The sequence below is a fragment of the Azospirillum sp. B506 genome (assembly GCF_000333595.1).
Taxonomy (GTDB): domain Bacteria; phylum Pseudomonadota; class Alphaproteobacteria; order Azospirillales; family Azospirillaceae; genus Azospirillum.
Genome location: NZ_BADK01000509.1, coordinates 1 through 3,666, shown reverse-complemented (window position 1 = coordinate 3,666; position 3,666 = coordinate 1). Strand labels below are relative to the sequence as shown.

General features: G+C 71.5%; 3 protein-coding genes. 2 read left to right on the top strand and 1 reads right to left on the bottom strand.

Annotation, left to right across the window (positions count from 1 at the left end):
- Nucleotides 1-167 precede the first annotated feature (167 nt).
- On the top strand, nt 168-1,613 hold the full coding sequence (locus tag I71_RS15315) for a DNA polymerase Y family protein (protein ID WP_042695715.1): 1,446 nt from the start codon (nt 168-170) through the stop codon (nt 1,611-1,613).
- Between the two features lie 31 nt (nt 1,614-1,644).
- On the opposite strand, the gene I71_RS15310 is transcribed toward I71_RS15315, so the two are convergent.
- Nucleotides 1,645-2,601: an acetyl-CoA carboxylase carboxyltransferase subunit alpha gene (locus I71_RS15310; protein WP_042695714.1), complete on the bottom strand. Its 957-nt coding sequence runs from the start codon at nt 2,599-2,601 to the stop codon at nt 1,645-1,647.
- A 192-nt stretch (nt 2,602-2,793) separates the two neighbouring features.
- Between I71_RS15310 and I71_RS15305 the strand changes: the two genes are divergently transcribed.
- A complete protein-coding gene (locus tag I71_RS15305) occupies nt 2,794-3,558 on the top strand; it encodes a class I SAM-dependent methyltransferase (protein ID WP_042695713.1) in 765 nt (254 codons plus the stop codon).
- Nucleotides 3,559-3,666: the final 108 nt, after the last annotated feature.

Below are 3,666 nucleotides of genomic sequence, written 5' to 3'. Positions count from 1 at the left end.
CTAACCCTCTCCCCGCCTTTCGGCGAAGCTGCGCTTCGCCTGTCGGCGCCGCAAGCCAAGCTTGCGGCGGGGGGGAGAGGGGATCTCGGAATTGGAGGGAGAGGGGAAAACGCCGTATCCTCGCCCTGTGGTTGCCACGTCTGCCGACCGACGCGCGGGAGCGGCTCATGCCACCGGAGCTGCGCATGCGCCCCCTCGCCCTGCTGCGGACGGAGCGCCAGCGGCGGATGGTGGTTGCGGTCAACCGGGCGGCTGCGGTGCTGGGCATCGCCCCCGGCCATAGCCTCAGCGATGCCCGTGCGCTGGAACCGACGCTGGAGGTGGCGGAGGCAACGCCGGAGGCCGACTCGGCCCTGCTCGGCCGCATCGCCGATTGGGCGCGGCGCTACAGCCCCTGGACTGCGGCGGACGAGCCGGACGGGGTGGTGATCGACATCACCGGCTGCGCCCATCTGTTGGGGGGAGAGCCGGCGCTGGCCGCCGACCTGACCGGCCGGCTGCGCGCCGCCGGCTTCGCCGCCCGCGCCGCCATCGCCGACACCCCGGCCGCCGCCTGGGGGCTGGTGCGGTACGGCAGTCCGGAGGAGCGGCGGGAGGAGAGGCTGGACGGCCTGCCGCTCGCCGCCCTGCGGTTGCCGACGGAGATGGTCGAGGGGCTGCATGCGCTGGGCCTGCGCCGGGTCGGCGACCTGCATGCCATGCCGCGGGCCGGGCTGGCGGCGCGGTTCGGGGGCAGGTTGCTGCAACGCTTCGATCAGGCATTCGGCCGGCTGGACGAGCCGATCTCCCCGCGCCGGCCGGTGCCGGACCATCGCGAGCGCCTGACCTTCGCCGAGCCGATCGCCACGCCGGAGTCGATTGCCGGGGCGTTGCGCCATCTGTTGGGCCGGCTGTGCAAGGGGCTGGAGGCGGCTGGGCAGGGGGCGCGGCGGCTGCGGCTGGACGCCCACCGCACCGACCAGCGGGTGGACGACGAACCGCAGAGCCAGTCGCTCGGCACCAGCCGGCCGACCCGCGAGCCGGCGGTGCTGGCCCGGCTGTTCACCCCCCTGCTGGAACGGATCGAGCCGGGGCCGGGGCTGGAGACGCTGGTGCTGTCGGCGACGGAGACGGGACCGCTGTCTGCCATCCAGACCGGGATCGACGGGGAGGGAACCGATGGCGGCCTGGCGGAACTGGTGGACCGGCTGGCGCTGCGGCTGGGGGAGCGGGCGGTGCTGCGGCTGGTGCCGCGGGAGAGCTGGCTGCCGGAACGCTGCGTCGCGCCGCATCCACCGTTGGAAAGCCTGCCGGCGTCGAAGCCCTGGCCGGCCGGGCAGCCGCGCCCCGTGCGCCTGTTGACTCCGCCCGAACCGGTGGAGGCCACCGCCCCGCTGCCCGACGACCCGCCGTTGCAATTCGTCTGGCGTGGCGTGCGTCACCGCGTGTGCCGGGCCGAAGGGCCGGAGCGGATCGAATGCGAATGGTGGCGTCCGGAAGGATCGCTGGGGCTGGCCGTTCGCGATTACTACCGCGTGGAGGATGGCGACGGCCGGCGATTCTGGCTGTTCAGGGCCGGGCTGTACCAGCCGGAGGAGGACCCGCGCTGGTTCCTGCACGGGTTCCTTGGGTGAAAGGGCGGGGGCCGTCGGGGGAGGGAAGGGCTCAGCCCAGGCCCTTCTGCCCCATCTCCAGGAACTTTTCGCGGCGCTTGGCGCGCAGCGTGACGCCGTCCAGCCCGTCCAGGTCGCGCAGCGACTCCTCGATGCAGTCGCCCAGCTTTTTGATCGTCTCGGCCGGGTCGCGGTGGGCGCCGCCGATGGGCTCGCTCACCACCTGGTCGATGACGCCCAGTTCCTTCAGGTCCTGGCTGATCAGGCGCAGCGCGATGGCCGCCTCGCCCGCCATGTCGGAGCTGCGCCACAGGATCGACGCGCAGCCTTCCGGCGAGATCACCGAATAGATGGCGTGTTCCAGCATCAGCACGCGGTCGGCGGTGGCAATCGCGATGGCCCCGCCCGAGCCGCCCTCGCCGATGACCGAGGCGACCATCGGCACGGTCAGCCGCAGGCAGCGCTCGATGCTCTTGGCGATGGCCTCGGCCTGGCCGCGCTCCTCCGCCTGGACGCCGGGGAAGGCGCCGGCGGTGTCGACCAGCGAGACGACCGGCAGCTTGAAGCGGTCGGCCAGATCCATCAGGCGCTGGGCCTTGCGGTAGCCTTCCGGCTTCGCCATGCCGAAATTGTGGCGGACGCGCGATTCGGTGTCGTTGCCCTTTTCCTGGCCGATCACCACCACCGAGCGGCCACGGAAGCGGCCCAGCCCGCCGATGACCGCGCGGTCCTCGGCGAAATGGCGGTCGCCGGCCAGCGGCGTGAAGTCCTCGATCAGGCCATGCACATAGTCCAGGCAGTGCGGCCGATTGGGGTGGCGGGCCACCTGAACCTTCTGCGCGGGCGTGAGCTTGGCGTAGGTCTGCCGCAGGAGCTTGTCGACCTTGGCCTGCAGCTTGGCGACCTCGTCGGCGATGTTGATGTCGCCGGCGTTGGTCAGATGCCGCAACTCCTCGATCTTGCCTTCAAGCTCGGCGATCGGCTTTTCGAATTCCAGGAAGGTCTGCATGCCGGACACAGGTGGTTGGCGAGGCGCACGAAAAATCGCGCGCTTGGTAGCACGCCCGGCGCGCCTGCGCCACAGCGGAAAGATGCGGGGCACCCCGGGGAGGGTTCCGCGACGAACCCCCAGGGTTTATCCTCATCGGCCGGGAAATTCCAAGCCTAATCGTCGCCCCGATTGTGCAAGGCGGATCGCTGCATGTCGCTCTCCCCCCTCTCCTTCCAAGACCATTTCTCCGGCCATGCCGGCGATTACCGCGCCTTCCGCCCCACTTATCCGGCCGGTCTGGCGGCGGCCCTGGCCGGTGCGGCGCCGGCCCGGCAACTGGCCTGGGACGTCGGTTGCGGCAACGGGCAATTCTCCATTTCGCTGGCCGGCCACTTCGCGGCGGTCCACGCCACCGACGCCAGCGCCGAGCAGATCGCGCAAGCCCAAACGCATGACCGTGTGCGCTATGCCGTCGCCCCGGCGGAGGCCAGCGGATTGCCGGACCGCTGCTGCGACCTGATCGTCGCGGCGCAGGCGGCGCACTGGTTCGATCTGGATCGCTTCTACGCCGAGGTGCGGCGGGTGGCGAAGCCGGGCGCGGCGGTGGCGCTGGTCTGCTATGGCCGGCAACTGCTCGACGATCCCGTGCTGGACCCGGTGGTGGAGCGCTTCCACAACGGCACGCTGGGGTCCTATTGGCCGGCCGACCGCTGGAAGGTGATCGAGGGCTATCGCGGCATGGCGTTCCCGTTTCCGGAGCTGCCGGTGCCGCCGCTGGCGATGGAGGCGGTCTGGCCGCTGCCGCGGCTGCTCGGCTACATGAACACCTGGTCGGGGGTGAAGGCGGCGACCAAGGCGCTGGGCAGCAACCCGTTGGAGGCGTTCGCGGCGGAGATCGCGCCGCTGTGGGGAGGCCCGGAGACGGAGCGGCGGATCCGCTGGCCGCTGACGGTCCGGCTGGGGCGGGTGGAGTAGGGGGCGTTACGCCCCCGGTTTACGCCCCCTCCGCCACCACGCGCTCATAGGCCGGCAGGGTCAGGAAGTCGGTGAAGTCGTCCCGCGCGACCAGATCGCGGAACAGGG

Bases quoted from the DNA above. Each gene is read 5' to 3' on its own strand.
- I71_RS15305 (WP_042695713.1), top strand. From the start codon at position 2,794: ATGTCGCTCTCCCCCCTCTCCTTCCAAGACCATTTCTCCGGCCATGCC.
- I71_RS15310 (WP_042695714.1), bottom strand. From the start codon at position 2,601: ATGCAGACCTTCCTGGAATTCGAAAAGCCGATCGCCGAGCTTGAAGGC.
- I71_RS15315 (WP_042695715.1), top strand. From the start codon at position 168: ATGCCACCGGAGCTGCGCATGCGCCCCCTCGCCCTGCTGCGGACGGAG.